The sequence below is a fragment of the Bacteroides sp. HF-4919 genome (genome assembly GCF_018860125.1).
In genome coordinates, this window is sequence record NZ_JAHKNF010000002.1 from 213286 (window position 1) to 227770 (window position 14485).

Annotated in this window: 14 protein-coding genes; 7 read left to right on the forward strand and 7 right to left on the reverse strand. The window is 40.5% G+C overall.

All coding sequences use genetic code 11. The annotated features are described in order from the left end of the window. Positions 1 to 5: 5 nt before the first annotated feature. Together KO473_RS05050 and KO473_RS05055 are read right to left on the reverse strand one after the other, a co-directional pair. Positions 6 to 920 carry a glycosyltransferase family 8 protein gene (locus KO473_RS05050; protein ID WP_005822680.1) on the reverse strand — a complete coding sequence of 305 codons (915 nt, stop codon included), beginning with the start codon at positions 918 to 920 and terminating at the stop codon, positions 6 to 8. A 17-nt stretch (positions 921 to 937) separates the two neighbouring features. After that, complete coding sequence (locus tag KO473_RS05055) at positions 938 to 1957, reverse strand: glycosyl transferase family 90 (protein ID WP_005812245.1); 1020 nt, start codon at positions 1955 to 1957, stop codon at positions 938 to 940. A 273-nt stretch (positions 1958 to 2230) separates the two neighbouring features. On the opposite strand from KO473_RS05055, the gene KO473_RS05060 reads away from it, so the two are divergent. Then, positions 2231 to 3082 (forward strand): alpha-1,2-fucosyltransferase, encoded by an 852-nt coding sequence (locus tag KO473_RS05060; protein ID WP_005822677.1) that lies wholly within the window; start codon positions 2231 to 2233, stop codon positions 3080 to 3082. 33 nt (positions 3083 to 3115) lie between these two features. Beyond that, entirely contained in the window at positions 3116 to 3997 is an 882-nt protein-coding gene (locus KO473_RS05065) for a glycosyltransferase family 2 protein (RefSeq protein ID WP_005822675.1), read from the forward strand. Here the strand turns inward: KO473_RS05065 and KO473_RS05070 are convergent. Both KO473_RS05070 and KO473_RS05075 read right to left on the reverse strand, forming a co-directional pair. Then, on the reverse strand, positions 3988 to 5442 hold the full coding sequence (locus KO473_RS05070) for a glycosyltransferase (protein ID WP_005822673.1): 1455 nt from the start codon (positions 5440 to 5442) through the stop codon (positions 3988 to 3990). The two genes, KO473_RS05065 and KO473_RS05070, sit on opposite strands and share 10 nt — an antisense overlap. A 4-nt stretch (positions 5443 to 5446) precedes the next feature. Further along, complete coding sequence (locus KO473_RS05075; RefSeq protein ID WP_005779502.1) at positions 5447 to 6163, reverse strand: glycosyltransferase family 2 protein; 717 nt, start codon at positions 6161 to 6163, stop codon at positions 5447 to 5449. A 132-nt stretch (positions 6164 to 6295) separates the two neighbouring features. On the opposite strand from KO473_RS05075, the gene pdxB reads away from it, so the two are divergent. Next, positions 6296 to 7339, forward strand: a complete 1044-nt coding sequence (gene pdxB / locus KO473_RS05080) for a 4-phosphoerythronate dehydrogenase PdxB (RefSeq protein WP_005822669.1) — start codon at positions 6296 to 6298, stop codon at positions 7337 to 7339. Positions 7340 to 7467: 128 nt separating this feature from the next. Here pdxB and purN read toward each other — a convergent pair whose 3' ends face one another. Then, the gene (gene purN / locus KO473_RS05085; protein ID WP_032537628.1) at positions 7468 to 8094 is read right to left on the reverse strand and encodes a phosphoribosylglycinamide formyltransferase; all 627 of its coding nucleotides are present in this window, start codon (positions 8092 to 8094) and stop codon (positions 7468 to 7470) included. Positions 8095 to 8192: 98 nt separating this feature from the next. Here purN and KO473_RS05090 point away from each other — a divergent pair, with 98 nt between their 5' ends. Genes KO473_RS05090 through rnc form a run of 3 tightly spaced genes read left to right on the forward strand, consistent with a single transcriptional unit; the run spans position 8193 to position 10584 of the window. Continuing rightward, positions 8193 to 8429 carry an acyl carrier protein gene (locus KO473_RS05090; RefSeq protein ID WP_005779510.1) on the forward strand — a complete coding sequence of 79 codons (237 nt, stop codon included), beginning with the start codon at positions 8193 to 8195 and terminating at the stop codon, positions 8427 to 8429. A 15-nt stretch (positions 8430 to 8444) separates the two neighbouring features. Further along, positions 8445 to 9707, forward strand: a complete 1263-nt coding sequence (fabF, locus tag KO473_RS05095) for a beta-ketoacyl-ACP synthase II (RefSeq protein ID WP_005779512.1) — start codon at positions 8445 to 8447, stop codon at positions 9705 to 9707. 4 nt (positions 9708 to 9711) lie between these two features. Beyond that, positions 9712 to 10584, forward strand: coding sequence for a ribonuclease III (rnc, locus tag KO473_RS05100; RefSeq protein WP_005812257.1), 873 nt, complete (start codon positions 9712 to 9714; stop codon positions 10582 to 10584). An 18-nt stretch (positions 10585 to 10602) separates the two neighbouring features. On the opposite strand, the gene KO473_RS05105 is transcribed toward rnc, so the two are convergent. Further along, on the reverse strand, positions 10603 to 11613 hold the full coding sequence (locus KO473_RS05105) for an ATP-dependent 6-phosphofructokinase (protein ID WP_005779516.1): 1011 nt from the start codon (positions 11611 to 11613) through the stop codon (positions 10603 to 10605). A gap of 169 nt (positions 11614 to 11782) precedes the next feature. Between KO473_RS05105 and KO473_RS05110 the strand changes: the two genes are divergently transcribed. Next, positions 11783 to 13294, forward strand: a complete 1512-nt coding sequence (locus tag KO473_RS05110) for a GH3 auxin-responsive promoter family protein (RefSeq protein ID WP_005779518.1) — start codon at positions 11783 to 11785, stop codon at positions 13292 to 13294. A 55-nt stretch (positions 13295 to 13349) separates the two neighbouring features. On the opposite strand, the gene mnmA is transcribed toward KO473_RS05110, so the two are convergent. After that, positions 13350 to 14441: a tRNA 2-thiouridine(34) synthase MnmA gene (mnmA, locus tag KO473_RS05115; protein ID WP_005812267.1), complete on the reverse strand. Its 1092-nt coding sequence runs from the start codon at positions 14439 to 14441 to the stop codon at positions 13350 to 13352. Between the last annotated feature and the right edge of the window lie 44 nt (positions 14442 to 14485).

Here is a 14485-nt window from a genome sequence, read left to right on the forward strand (position 1 = left end):
TGTATTTACAGCTTCATATACTTGGGCTTACGGAACCGCATTGCATAAGGAAGCAACTTCAACCACCAGGACAAACGAGCTTTAAAAGTAGATAAAGGTCGTTTGCCTTTCCAGGGAGTCATATCCAGATACTTAAAGTATTCTCCTTTCAAAGGATGCATGCTATCATAATTCCAGGGTTTTTTATTAGTATAATGCAGGATAACAGGATGGAGCAATTGTTGATGCAATTGCTTCTTATCTTTCACTCCTTTATCCGCCCCATAACGGTAGAAACCATCCTGCATATTCCATTTCAAGGGAACAAAAAGTTTAGATTCATGCAGAACAGCATTCAAAAGATCCTGGTCATTAAAGCGGATACGCTCGGGATATCGTAAAAAATACTGTTCACATTGTTCATCTATTTTATGCTCACGCCAATAGCGCAAATTGATAAGTAGTACTCCCGCATTAAAATAAGAGAATGACTTATCATATTTCAAGATATCATAACGTTCATCTTCATTACTGCCGATATCTTCGACACAAGCAACCGAATAATTACTCATATCTGTATTCCAATACTCTGATATATCTCCAAGAATAACAATATCACAATCCAGATAAAGCACTTTATCCACCTCTTCCGGTAAAATGGCCGAGAACATACAACGGTAATAAGTGGCCATAGAAATGCGCTTACCAAACTTCTTGATAGAAAAATTATGCAACAAGTCTTCCGGAGGAAAGTAAAAGCGTACTTCATTGCCATAACGACCTGCTATTGTTTTTAGTACTTCCTTATCTTCAGAAGGCAGTGTAGAGGCCACAATATGGATACAAAACTCAGATTCACGGTTATTTTCGAACAGTGAAACCAAAGTTACTGCACAGTGTACCGTAAAATTAGAGTCAATATTACATGCTATATGTATCATAGGAGAATAGAGTTTTATCAATCTTCAATATTTTGACCTGTCATCCGAAAATATTTATCCAGAACCAACAGCGATATTAACTTTTCACGACGAGGATTTCTGAACTGAGCCACATATTCATGAGCATGCTCTATGATTTGTTGAGCCTCTTCCGGATGTTCGATGTAATACTTCAACCGTTCCTCCAAATCCGTAAAATCGGGTTTAATCTCAATATAATGATAGTTAGGAATCAATTTCCCTTCCATAAACCAAGTTTCGCAAGTGGGACGCGGCATCACTGCTATCGAGTTAGAAGACATTACCCATTTCAGATTTGATGCAACATCATTCCCCTCCAATGCCATTATGAACTTATAATCCAAATGCTGACGAATCGTTTTTTTAGGAGTCATCCATGCGTCCGGTACTCCCTCATCCTTACCAACGACTCCACAGTCACACATCGGATGGTCCATATACATCTCTAAAAATAATTTACGGGTACGGCTTCGTCGTATTTTCCCTCTGAAGATAACCATATCCTTTTTAGAAGAAAAAGGCATTGTATCATTTACAAACATAAAATGCCTGAACTTATCCAGTTTCATAACAACAGAGTTATCATTGGAATCGGTCAGTAAACGGCTTTTCACAATAGACGGGAATTCCGGAGTAAAATATACATCGCCCGGGCAATATCCCCACCGAAGAGATTGTTTAAACCAACGGGTATATTCCCTGGTATCAAAAAAATATGCGGTATGAAAAAGAGATTTTTTATTGTCCGCAAGAGTCCCTAAAAAGATCAAATACCGAAATTCATTCTTTATAAAAGACTTTTCCGGCAAAGAAGAAGGAGAAGACAGCTTATTATAATAATTCACTCTCTCTTCGATATAGTCTTTATCCGAACGATACTGTAATTGAGCCAATGTACTTTTCAACTTATACCGATAAAAAGCATTCGGAATAAGCATCTTCAAAGTATTACTTATAAAATAAATAAACTTAGGAGGCTTGCCACTGGAAAGTTTATATAAAAGACTATCATTCATATCATTAAGCAGTTAAGCTAAACGTCTTTCAGCTTCATTTTTGTTTCATTAAACGTACGTTTAATGAAACAAAAATAAGACTTATTTTCTACTTGAAAAAACTAATTACAGTTTTTTATTAAGAAAACCGGAGATAAAGATTAAACAAACCTTTAATAAGCCTTTTACACCTCATACAATATAATCCATATTTCACAACATATAAAAATAAATAACAGGTTAAAATATGATGTTTTTTAAACGTACGTTTAAAAAAACATATCAAAACAAAGAATGATGAAATTAGTACGAATGACAGGCGGATTAGGGAATCAAATGTTCATTTACGCCTTCTATATACAAATGAAAACAATATTTCCGGAGCTTCGGATAGATATGTCTGAAATGAAGAAATATAAATTACATAACGGATATGAATTGGAAGATGTATTTTCGATCCGTCCCCAAACAATATCTGCCCATAAATGGCTTAAAAGAGTAATTGTGTATGCATTCTTTTCGATTATACGAGAAAAATCCGAAGAAGAATTATCCATTCATAAATACATACAACATAAAAGATGGCCATTAGTATATTACAAAGGATTCTTTCAATCTGAGCTCTTCTTCAAAGAATCTTCAGATACCATAAGAGATATTTTTTCTTTCAACATAGAAAATGCCAATTTCAGAACGAAAGAATGGGCAAAGATAATTAAAGAACAACGTTCGAGCGTATCAATTCATATCCGAAGAGGAGATTACACATCAGTCAAAAACGAAATAAAATATGGAAATATATGCACAGAAGAATACTATCAAAAGGCAATCTCAATCATACTAAAAAAAGAACCGAAAGCATTCTTCCATATCTTTTCTGATGATGTGGAATGGACGAAAGCACATTTGAAGATACATCATTTACCCCATCAATATATATCTTGGAATAAGGGCCCTGACAGTTGGCAGGACATGATGTTGATGAGCCTGTGTCGTCATAATATAATAGCCAACAGCAGTTTCAGTTGGTGGGGAGCATGGCTAAATGCCTATAAGGATAAAACTGTTATCGCACCTTCACGCTGGTCAAACGTCAAGAAGACACCTCACATACTTCCGGAAAGCTGGATTTCGATAGATATATAACCCCAATAATAATTAAATAAACCCCATACCACTATGAAAGTATCAATTATCATCCTGAATTATAATACCTCCCGATTAACCCTAAACTGCATTAACAGTATACACAAATACCTGCCTAATGGCACTTACGAAATAATAGTTGTCGACAATGCCAGCCAGGAAACAGACTATCAACACCTTACTGAAAATCTTTCCGGTCAGGAAATTACTATTATACGCAACAAAATAAACAGTGGTTTCGGGGCAGGGAATATGGTTGGCGCAAACATAGCCCAAGGGAAATACCTCTGCTTTCTAAACAATGACACTGAGCTATTAGAGGACTGCATTAGCCCATTATGCAACTACCTGAAAGAAAATCCTCAAACAGGATGCATTACACCACAGCAATACAACAAACACCTGAAGGCAGTACCCTCATTCAATCATCCAATCGGTATTCTATATGAGATTTTAGGAAACGACATCCCGGAAAGATTATGTCCCGCCCGCTACCCCAAACGAAAAAAGAAAGTATACCAGTTTCCTATACATGCTCCATGGATCAACGGAGCATTTATGATGTTTCCTTCAGAAGTCTTCTTCAAAATCAAAGGCTTTGATACTAATATATTCCTCTATTATGAAGAGTATGATATCTGTACAAGGTTATCTTATCACAACTATCAGTCAACGGTTCTGCCAACCTATAGATTTTTACACCTCCAAGGTGAATCTACAAAAGTTTATGCGTTGGCTTACAAAGAAAGGTTTATTTCAAAATTATATGTATATAAAAAGCATTCCAATTTTTTATTCTATATCATATATAAATGGATCATTATAATCAAATTATGTTTCCACTTCAGACGTTGGTATATACTGCCCACCATAATCTTAGGCAAAGGGTTGTCTCAATCAATGCGTCATAAATGACTCTTCTCAATCAGTTCCAGACATCTATCGGCATCGAATCCCCTCACTTTGGCATATTCATCTGCCAAGATAACAAACATCTCGTGTGTTCCGGGCAAGCGCTCAAAGTTCTTACAACCGGTTTCTATGTCGACTTTACCAAAACGCATGCGGTTTAAATCAATGATTTCCACTTCAATGCCTTTATCCGTTTCCCTAAAAAGAATGTTCCCTCCCGAGTAATCTTTATGTAGAAAACCGTTTTCGTGTAAAGCTGCTGTGGTACAGGCTATAGCACGTAACACCTTTTCTTTGTCACCGGTAAAAGTCTCCTCTAACAGATTACGATACGTATAAGGACATTCGGACTTTAGGCTCACAAAGTAGCTACGGCCAAACAACAACCATGTTCCCGTAGAATAAAATCCAACAGGAGCAGGAGAGCCAATACCTGCTTTACGCAGCATCTGTGCGTATTGATAAGAACGGCGGGCTTTAGAGGCACGAAAAGAATTATAAACAACTCGATTAATCAGGTGAGGAAGTTGATATGACTTCACTATCAACTTTCTACCATGTATTTCAAACTCTTTCAATTTATTTCTTCCTTCATATATCAACGTTCCTCCATTCTCAAAATGCACAGGTAATACACGTACAAAAGAGGATAAGTCCTGAAAATCATCTCCAACGAAGACTCTCCGAGGGTGGATTATTCGGGAAATCCGATTGATTAACCTTGACCAGGAACGCTGATAACGTAACGGCCCTCCCAATTCCCGCTCAAAGAAATCAGGATGCCGTCTATTTAGAACGTCAATCACATGCTTTTTTAGCAAACGGTCAGTAACACGTTTAGACTGTTCGCGCACCCGATAAAACAAACCTATTTCCGGCAACTTTACAACCTTTCCTCCATCCTTTAACATTGAGATCCAAAATTCCCAATCTTCACGAGCCACGATCTCCGCACAGTATCCTCCAATTCTTTCCCATTCGGACTTACGGTAAACAGCACAAGTATCCATCATATTTTTACGAGCAAGCAATGATAGCGAGAAAGGTGGTAATACCCATTCGCCCGAACGGTCTCCGAAAAACTCGGCACGTGGACAGACCACTTTTACTTCCGGATCCGACTCCAGTATATCTACAGCAGAATGAATCAATTCTTTACTAATACGATTATCAGCATCGACCGGCAAAATATATACTCCACCTGCTTTAGAAATAGCATGATTACGAGCCGTGGCAACGCCACTATTTACTTGTGTGTAAACCCTTACATTTTCATACCGGGACTTATAGCTTTCGGCAATTTCAAGAGAACGGTCTTTCGAACCATCATCCATCACAATCACCTCAAAGTTCGGATAATCAGAAGACAGGACAGAATCCAGTGTCTCCTCCAGAAACTCCTCCATATTATATACAGGAATAACTACAGATACTAACGGCTTTGCCATACCATCAAATTTTATCCAATCCTTTAGTGAACTTCAACCAGTAATATTTAAGCGGATTCGTATATTTCAACTGTTTCCATGGACGACTACTATGCGGGCGATGCCATACAGTCAAAGTAGTAAACAGATAATTGACAAAACCTTTTTCAAGTGCCTGATGGGAAATAGTTACATCAAACCAGTTCTTTTCCGGATTCAAAGAATGAAAATCAAAAGCACGCAGAAAGTCGGTTGTCAGCAAAGAACAGCAGAAACTAAGATGTTTCTTTTCCGGAAACACCTGATTTTCTTTGCCTTTCGCATATAAATAGGGATAATTAATTACCTCGTTCTCATCTACTGTCACAGCAGCAGCTATTCCACAGTTTTTTCTGGACCGCGCACCATCAAAAAGAGCCTGCAAAGTGTGTTTTTTCACAATTACATCAGATTCAACGATCAGCAAGCCTGCTTCAGCGGCAACAGCCTTTTCTTGTGCCATCTGAAGCACCAGCAAATAATTGGGAGAAGGATGAGAAGTGATCTCGCACAGATTAATTAACTCAAATCCCATCGCCAGGGATGCTTCTTTCAGTCGTTTCGTGTTTTCATCGGTGCTGAAATCATTATAAATAGTATAATGAAAAGGAACGGTGAAATCTGATTTTAAAATAGCCTCAGCTGTTTGCAACGTCAACTCAATAGAATCTTTTACCGGAGTAATAATGTGGATACACTTCATTATTGATATAAATTGTCTAAGTTCAAACTTATCGTAATGCGCATTACCGGACAAATCTATGCAATATTTTCCATATAGCCAATCTTTCCTGCTTTTTATTTCCTACCTTTGCATGCAAACCCCTGATCAATCATGAAAGTTATTGTAGACAACAAAATACCTTACATCAAAGAGGCTATTGAGCAAATAGCCGATGAAGTAGTATATGCTCCGGGAAAAGATTTCACCCCGGAACTGATACATGATGCCGATGCATTAATTATCCGCACACGTACGCATTGTAACCGTCCACTGCTTGCCGGAAGCAAAGTAAAATTTATCGCAACCGCTACAATAGGATTCGATCATATCGACACAGCCTATTGCCGGGAAGCAGGTATCACATGGACCAATGCCCCGGGATGTAATTCGGCATCCGTTGCACAATATATCCAATCTGCCCTGTTCATTTTACAACAAACCCATGCAATGAAGTTGCATCAAATGACCATTGGCATCGTAGGCGTAGGAAATGTAGGAAGCAAAGTAGCTGATGTAGCCCGAAAATTAGGAATGCGAGTAATGCTGAACGATCTTCCCAGAGCAGAAAAAGAAGAAAGCACAATGTTCACTACTTTAGAGAATATAGCCAAAGAGTGTGACATAATCACATTTCATGTACCTTTATATAAGGAGGGAAAATATAAAACTTATCATTTGGCAGACAAGCACTTCTTCCGTTCACTGAAAAAGGGGGCGATAGTCATGAACACCTCACGCGGTGAAGTTATCGAAACAGAGGCACTGCTCGATGCTCTTCAGTCAGGTACCTTGTCCGATGCTGTCATTGATGTATGGGAACATGAACCGGATATCAATCTTAAATTATTAGAGAAAGTAATTATAGGCACTCCTCACATCGCCGGATATTCCGCAGACGGAAAAGCAAACGCAACCCGAATGTCACTTGAAGCCTTATGCCGGTTCTTCCGGATTGAAGCCGGCTATCAGATTGTTCCTCCGGAACCGGAAAACAAAATAATTTCCGCAACAACTTATGAAGCGGCCTCCCTGCAAATTTACGATCCCCGACGGGACAGCGATACACTAAAGACCCATCCGAAGCTATTTGAACAACTCCGGGGAGATTACCCATTAAGGAGAGAAGAAGGAGCATATAAGATTAATATCGGTTGATTTACTATTTAACCCTGATAATGCCGATCCTCAATAAGAGGATATTAAATATCGCATGAGGCTGTGGTGAAAAGAGTTTCGACACAACCTCATACGATACTATAAAACATTTCCTCAGAAAACCAGCTCTATAAGAAGGTATTTACGGTTTGTTCTATGATCCTGGGAAACCATTCATATTCCAATGCATGAACTTTTTTAGCCACTTCCGCAGGGGTATCTCCGGGAAGTACTGAACATTTAGCTTGAAAAATGATACTTCCCTCATCATAATGCTCGTCTATATAATGTATAGTAATACCACTTTCGGACTCTCCTGCCATTACCACCGCCTCATGCACCCGATCGCCATACATCCCCTTTCCCCCAAACTTAGGTAAAAGAGCCGGATGAATATTTATAATTTTATTAGGATAAGCATGCAAAAGTGCATCCGGTATACGCAACAAGAAGCCGGCTAACACTATCAGGTCAATCTGATGTTCACGCAGCAAATCCAAGATGGATTCCGCTATTTCCCAATCAGACTTCGGAAAAGCCCTACAGGGCACTCCTAAACGATGTGCACGCTCCAAAACATGCGCGTCCTTCCTGTTAGAAAGAACTAATTTTACCCTGACTGAATCATTTCCCTCGAAATACCGGATAATGTTTTCAGCATTTGTACCAGAGCCGGAAGCAAAAATAGCGATGTTTTTCTCCATAATCAGACCTTTTAGTGCACAAAACAGTGAAAAATGTGCAAAAGATTGCATTTATTTAATCAAAAATTTGCGCAGGACGATAAATATTTATTCCTTTGCACCGCAAATTTAAAGAAATAAAACTAATTATTAATTAAAAACTTAAAGTTATGTCTGAAATTGCATCAAGAGTGAAAGCGATTATCGTCGATAAATTGGGCGTAGAAGAATCAGAAGTTACAGAAACAGCAAGCTTCACTAACGACCTGGGAGCTGATTCTCTTGACACTGTAGAACTTATCATGGAATTCGAAAAAGAATTCGGTATCTCTATTCCTGATGACCAAGCTGAAAAGATTGGCACAGTACAGGATGCTGTAGCTTACATCGAAGAACACGCTAAGTAATTCGATTTCATCAGTATGGAATTAAAGAGAGTTGTAGTAACAGGTCTGGGCGCCATTACTCCTGTTGGCAATACTGTCCCGGAATTTTGGGAAAACCTCGTGAACGGGGTTAGTGGAGCAGGACCTATTACTCATTTCGATGCATCGCAATTCAAGACTCAATTTGCATGTGAAGTGAAAGGCTTCGATGTAACTCAATATATCGACCGCAAAGAGGCACGTAAAATGGACTTGTACACACAGTATGCCGTTGCCGTTGCCAAAGAAGCGGTTGCAGACTCGGGTCTTGATATCGAAAATGAGGATTTAAACAGAATCGGCGTTATTTTTGGTGCCGGTATCGGTGGTATACGTACATTTGAGGAGGAAACAAGCAATTATGCCCTTCACAAAGAAAACGGTCCTAAGTATAATCCGTTCTTCATCCCTAAGATGATTTCAGATATTGCTGCCGGACAGATTTCTATTATGTATGGTTTCCACGGCCCGAACTACGCAACTTGTTCTGCATGTGCAACTTCTACTAACGCCATCGCCGATGCATTCAACCTGATCCGTCTGGGTAAGGCAAACGTGATTGTATCCGGTGGTTCGGAAGCCGCTATCGCAGCAGCCGGTGTAGGAGGTTTCAACGCTATGCATGCATTGTCAACTCGTAACGACGAACCACAATCAGCATCTCGTCCGTTCAGCGCGAGCCGCGACGGTTTTGTAATGGGTGAAGGTGGAGGATGTCTGATTCTTGAAGAACTTGAACATGCAAAAGCCCGTGGCGCAAAAATATATGCAGAAGTAGCCGGTGTAGGTATGTCTGCTGACGCTCACCACCTGACAGCATCTCATCCGGAAGGACTTGGTGCAAAACTGGTGATGATGAATGCCCTGGAAGATGCAGAAATGGATCCTAAAGAAGTGGATTACATCAACGTTCACGGTACATCCACTCCGGTGGGTGATATATCGGAAGCCAAAGCAATCAAGGAAGTATTTGGCGAACATGCTTTTGAGTTGAATATCAGTTCAACCAAATCAATGACAGGTCACTTGTTGGGTGCTGCCGGTGCGGTAGAGTCTATTGCAAGTATCCTTGCCATCAAGAACGGCATCGTTCCTCCGACTATCAATCATGCCGAAGGTGATAACGACGAGAACATCGACTATAACCTTAATTTCACGTTCAACAAAGCACAGAAACGTGAAGTTAACGTTGCCCTTTCGAATACATTCGGATTTGGTGGTCACAATGCTTGTGTAATCTTCAAGAAATACGCTGAATAAAGTCGTGTTACGTAATAAAATAGATAAGATAAGGCTCCTGTTCTGTAAGGATAGAGAGTCTTATTTTTGTTTTTATCGCATACTTGGATTCTATCCACGCAACATCCGGCTATACGAGCAGGCTCTCCTGCATAAATCGACAGCTGTACGTTCGGAGAAAGGACGTCCGTTGAACAACGAACGCCTGGAATTCCTTGGTGACGCCATTCTTGACGCCATCGTAGGGGATATTGTCTATCAACATTTCGAAGGTAAAAGAGAGGGATTCCTGACAAACACCCGTTCTAAAATAGTTCAGCGTGAAACATTAAATAAACTGGCAGTCGAAATAGGCCTGGACAAACTTATCAAATATTCTACACGTTCTTCTTCCCACAACAGCTATATGTATGGGAATGCGTTCGAAGCTTTTATTGGAGCCATTTATCTTGACCGGGGATATGAATGTTGCAAACAGTTTATGCAGAAGAAAATCATCGAGCCCTATATAGATCTGGACAAACTCTCACGCAAAGAGGTGAACTTCAAGTCTAAACTGATTGAATGGAGCCAGAAAAACAAGATGGAAGTTTCTTTCGAATTAATAGAACAGTTCCTTGACAAAGAGAATAATCCCGTGTTTCAGACAGAAGTCCGGATTGAAGGCATACTCGGAGGAGCCGGTACAGGATACTCCAAAAAGGAATCACAACAGAATGCCGCACAGATGGCCCTCAAAAAAATCAAAGGAGATCCTGAGTTCATGGCAGGTGTACAAGAAGCCAAAGTACAGAATAATATCTCCACAGAAGATACACCCGACGATCCTGAAATAAACCAGACAGAGGAATCTCCGCAAGTTGATAAAATAACATCAACTGAAAATATCAGTATATAATCTAAACACCTCCGATTATTATCCGAAGCATATTCCCATCCTGCGCCCTTGTACAACAAGGTCATGTTCTTCAGTCACTAATTTCAACTTTCCGGCCACTTCTTCTAATGCAACGGAAGATATTTCATCACCTTTCAATGCAATCATACGTCCAAACTGCCCATTAGCAATCAGCTCCGTTGCATGCCCTCCCATTCGGGTAGATAAGTTACGGTCGAAAGGTGTAGGTGAGCCACCGCGCTGAATATAGCCAAGCACCGTTTCACGCGTCTCAATACCTGTCTCATATTCAATTTCCTGGGCGATGTATTCGGCAGCACGCTTACGCCCATCAGTCTGGATACCTTCGGCAACGACCACAATCGAATAAGGTTTCCCCTTTTTTAAACGATTTAAAATAGTATCCCCTATATTTTTTATATTATAAGGTATCTCCGGAACCAGGATTACATCTCCTCCTCCTGCCATACCCGAGTATAGAGCAATCCATCCTGCTTTATGCCCCATCACTTCGATTACCATCACCCGCTTGTGAGAGCTTGCCGTAGAGTGAAGCCGGTCGATAGCATCTGTAGCAATGCTCACTGCCGAATCGAATCCGAAAGAGATATCCGTACCCCAGATATCATTATCGATCGTCTTAGGAACAGAAACGATATTAATTCCCATCGCTGCAAATTTTGCGGCAGTCTTTTGCGTACCATTTCCACCGATACACACCACGCAATCAAGTCCCAATTCAGCAATATTACGTTGTATCAGCGCCGGTTTATCCACATCCGAAATAATACCTTGCTTACGGAACGGCTTCTCGCGTGAAGTTCCCAACATAGTACCACCCAGGTTTAACAATCCGGACAAGGATTTTTCAGTAAACGATTCTACCTCTTTCGTCAGCAATCCCTGAAAACCACTGTGAATCCCCACAACTTCCATTCCATAATGATTAATGGCCGTTTTACACACCCCGCGAATCGTAGCGTTTATGCCGGGGCAATCTCCTCCGGATGTAAGAATTCCGATCTTCATTGCTGCTCTTTTTTTATTGAATATTACGTATTTAAAAGAAAAAAGTTACCCATCTGTCTGCAAAAGCATGACATATCTTCACTTTTAACTATTATTTCCGTCGTAAAGATAGAAAAAAAAGATAATTAAGGCTATTTTTGCACGACTAAACATTATATGTTAAAGAGCAATGAATATTACAAAGATTATAAGCAAAGTATTTGATTCCCGTTTAAAAGCCATAGATCTTTATGATACACAAGCCGGAGATATACAGCACCGGGTATTGACCCGTCTCGTAAAACAGGCAGAAAATACTGAATGGGGAAAGAAGTATGATTATAAATCTATCCGCAATTACGAAGACTTTAAAAACCGACTCCCCATACAAACCTACGAAGAAGTAAAGCCCTATGTGGAACGTCTCCGTGCAGGCGAACAAAACCTATTGTGGCCTTCAGAAATACGCTGGTTTGCAAAATCCTCGGGCACCACAAACGATAAAAGCAAGTTTCTTCCGGTTAGCAAAGAGGCCTTGCAGGATATTCATTACCGGGGAGGAAAAGACGCGGCCGCAATCTACTTCCGCATGAATCCCGACAGCCGTTTTTTTTCCGGTAAAGGACTGATTCTGGGAGGCAGCCATAGTCCGAACCTGAACTCCAACCATAGTCTGGTAGGTGACCTTTCAGCCATATTGATCCAGAATGTAAGTCCGCTGATCAACCTGATACGTGTGCCAAGCAAGCAAATAGCATTAATGGACGAATGGGAAACCAAAATTGAAGCTATCGCCAACAGCACCATACCGGTAGATGTAACCAATCTTTCGGGTGTTCCTTCCTGGATGCTGGTCTTAATCAAACGTATTCTTGAAAAAACAGGCAAGCAGACCTTGGAAGAAGTATGGCCCAATCTGGAAGTATTCTTCCATGGAGGCGTCGCTTTTACCCCTTACCGTGAACAATATAAGCAAGTCATTCATTCTTCTAAAATGCATTATGTCGAAACCTACAATGCATCGGAAGGCTATTTCGGGACACAAAACGATTTCTCCGACCCATCTATGTTATTGATGATTGACTATGGTATTTTCTACGAATTTATTCCTTTGGAGGATGTGGAAAAAGAGAATCCCCGCACCTATTGCCTTGAAGAAGTAGAGCTAAATAAAAATTATGCTATGGTGATCTCCACTTCCTGCGGATTATGGCGGTACATGATCGGGGATACTGTGAAATTCACCAGAAAGAATCCGTATAAGTTCGTCATTACAGGACGTACCAAGCACTTCATCAATGCTTTTGGTGAAGAGCTGATCGTAGATAATGCAGAAAAAGGGCTTGCCAAAGCATGTGCTGAAACTGGTGCCCAAGTCAGCGAATATTCCGCTGCCCCCGTATTTATGGATGAAAATGCCAAATGCCGTCATCAATGGCTTATTGAGTTTGCCAAAATGCCCGATTCCATCGAAAGATTTGCGGCGGTACTGGATACTACACTGAAAGAAGTAAACTCCGACTACGAAGCAAAACGATGGAAAGATATCGCTCTCCAACCATTGGAAGTGATTGTCGCACGCAAAGGACTTTTCCATGACTGGTTAGCTCAAAAAGGGAAATTAGGTGGTCAGCATAAAGTACCGAGACTCAGCAATACAAGAGACTACATTGAAGAAATGATTGCTTTGAATAAACAATGAACGATAATCGATAAACGATGAACGATGAATGGGCTGTGTGCTATCCGCATACTATTCATCGTTCATCATTCATCGTTATAATCCCTCCTCCCAACAGCAAACCATCCTTATAAAAAGCGGCTGCTTGTCCTTCTGCAATGGCGGACAAAGGTTCGTGTAGTTGTATATGTAATAATCCCTCCGGAGTGATTGTGACAGAACAATGGTTTTCCTGTTTCCTATAACGTATTCTCACAATAATATCATCATAGCCCAGCAGGCGGGATTCGTTGATTATATTCCAGTCTTTCAACCACATCTCTGACTTTTCAAGGGACTTTAAAGGAGCCAATATCACTTCATTGGTTTCAGGATGGATCTCCTTTACAAAAACAGCACGGTTCAGTTGGATGCCTAACCCCCTGCGTTGCCCTATAGTATAAAAAGGATATCCCTCATGCCAGGCAATAAAATTGCCGCTTTCATCGAGGAATCTGCCTTTGCCCACTTCCCGGATTATTTTATTGCTCCTGTCACCTCCCGCATCGCAAAGATGCTTTTTCAGAAAACTACGGTAATCAAGTGGACAGAAACAAACCCCGATGCTATCTTTCTTTTTTGAAACTTTCTCAAAACCTCTTCCGGCAGCATAAGCACGTGCTTCAGGTTTAGTCATCTCACCCATCGGAAGCAACATACGTTGCAAAATATCCTGTTTTAATCCCCACAGAAAAAATGACTGGTCTTTATCCGGATCTGCGGCAAGCGTAATATAATAGCTTCCGTCCATCCATTTCTTTCTCACATAATGACCGGTAGCTAAATAGAAAATACCCATTTCATCGGCAATCTTGGCCAACAAAGGCCATTTTAACCAGTTGTTGCAAAGAGTACAGGGGACCGGAGTATGTCCGGCCATATATTCATCGATAAAGTAATCAACAATTTTCTTCCGGAAAATCTCGCGCGCATCATAAGTGATATGTTCGATACCTAAGCGAGTTGCTAATGCACGGGCATCTTCCAAGTATTCCGTAGAATCATTAAACTCATAGAAACGAAAGGTAACTCCCGTTACTTCATAACCGGCTTCAAGTAATAGCATGGCAGCCACAGAGCTATCCGTACCACCGCTCATTCCCAATAAGACTCGTTTGTTTTCCTCCATCATACCGCAAAATTACATAAAATCCCGTATCTTTGACCTTCCAA

What these genes read in the sequence shown, in the direction of transcription:
- KO473_RS05050 (WP_005822680.1), bottom strand. Translation starts at nt 920, where the DNA reads ATGATACATATAGCATGTAATATTGACTCTAATTTTACGGTACACTGT.
- KO473_RS05055 (WP_005812245.1), bottom strand. Translation starts at nt 1,957, where the DNA reads ATGAATGATAGTCTTTTATATAAACTTTCCAGTGGCAAGCCTCCTAAG.
- KO473_RS05060 (WP_005822677.1), top strand. Translation starts at nt 2,231, where the DNA reads ATGATGAAATTAGTACGAATGACAGGCGGATTAGGGAATCAAATGTTC.
- KO473_RS05065 (WP_005822675.1), top strand. Translation starts at nt 3,116, where the DNA reads ATGAAAGTATCAATTATCATCCTGAATTATAATACCTCCCGATTAACC.
- KO473_RS05070 (WP_005822673.1), bottom strand. Translation starts at nt 5,442, where the DNA reads ATGGCAAAGCCGTTAGTATCTGTAGTTATTCCTGTATATAATATGGAG.
- KO473_RS05075 (WP_005779502.1), bottom strand. Translation starts at nt 6,163, where the DNA reads ATGAAGTGTATCCACATTATTACTCCGGTAAAAGATTCTATTGAGTTG.
- pdxB (WP_005822669.1), top strand. Translation starts at nt 6,296, where the DNA reads ATGAAAGTTATTGTAGACAACAAAATACCTTACATCAAAGAGGCTATT.
- purN (WP_032537628.1), bottom strand. Translation starts at nt 8,094, where the DNA reads ATGCAATCTTTTGCACATTTTTCACTGTTTTGTGCACTAAAAGGTCTG.
- KO473_RS05090 (WP_005779510.1), top strand. Translation starts at nt 8,193, where the DNA reads ATGTCTGAAATTGCATCAAGAGTGAAAGCGATTATCGTCGATAAATTG.
- fabF (WP_005779512.1), top strand. Translation starts at nt 8,445, where the DNA reads ATGGAATTAAAGAGAGTTGTAGTAACAGGTCTGGGCGCCATTACTCCT.
- KO473_RS05105 (WP_005779516.1), bottom strand. Translation starts at nt 11,613, where the DNA reads ATGAAGATCGGAATTCTTACATCCGGAGGAGATTGCCCCGGCATAAAC.
- KO473_RS05110 (WP_005779518.1), top strand. Translation starts at nt 11,783, where the DNA reads ATGAATATTACAAAGATTATAAGCAAAGTATTTGATTCCCGTTTAAAA.
- mnmA (WP_005812267.1), bottom strand. Translation starts at nt 14,441, where the DNA reads ATGGAGGAAAACAAACGAGTCTTATTGGGAATGAGCGGTGGTACGGAT.